At 52.8% G+C, this 680-nt stretch carries 1 protein-coding gene; it reads right to left on the reverse strand.

All coding sequences use genetic code 11. The features are described from left to right. Positions 1–141: 141 nt before the first annotated feature. Positions 142–680: rubrerythrin (gene rbr, locus QVO99_RS08245; protein WP_288177074.1), on the reverse strand; the 539-nt coding region annotated here is incomplete at its 5' end.

Consider the following 680-nt stretch of genomic DNA (forward strand, 5'->3'; position numbering starts at 1 on the left):
TGAGTAATGATACGACCCTTTCTTTAGTCTTTTAGGATGCTCAAATTTCAAATTATAAGTTCATATTTTCAAAAAATGAGTTTTGACACACCCTCTTTGCGTATTTAGGGCCTTTGTGGGGCGGCTGGTCGTGGTTGCAAGTTAGAAATTGTTGGCTTGCAACTCGAAGTAGCTCTGGGGATGAGCGCACACGGGGCATACCTTAGGTGCCTGTTTGCCTACCACCACATGACCGCAGTTGCGGCACACCCAGATGGCGTCTCCCTCACGACTGAAGACAAGGGCGTCCTCGATGTTCTGCAGCAACTTGCGGTAGCGCTCCTCGTGGTGCTTCTCGATGGCGCATACGCCACGGAACTTCTCGGCGATCTCGTGGAATCCCTCTTCCTCGGCTTCCCGGGCCATGCGGTCGTACATGTCGGTCCACTCGTAGTTCTCGCCTTCTGCGGCAGCCTTCAGGTTCTCTCGTGTTGAGCGAACAGCGCCACCTTCAAGTAGCTTAAACCACATCTTGGCGTGCTCCTTCTCGTTGTTGGCCGTCTCCTCGAAGATGGCCGCAATCTGCTCGTAGCCATCCTTGCGAGCCTTGGAGGCGAAATAGGTGTACTTGTTGCGTGCCTGGCTCTCACCTGCGAAAGCCTCTTGCAAGTTCTTCTCAGTCTTGGTTCCTTTTAAGTCCT

Source organism: Prevotella sp. CAG:592 (genome assembly GCF_000436015.1).
In the GTDB taxonomy this organism is placed as follows: Bacteria; Bacteroidota; Bacteroidia; order Bacteroidales; family Bacteroidaceae; genus Prevotella; species Prevotella pectinovora.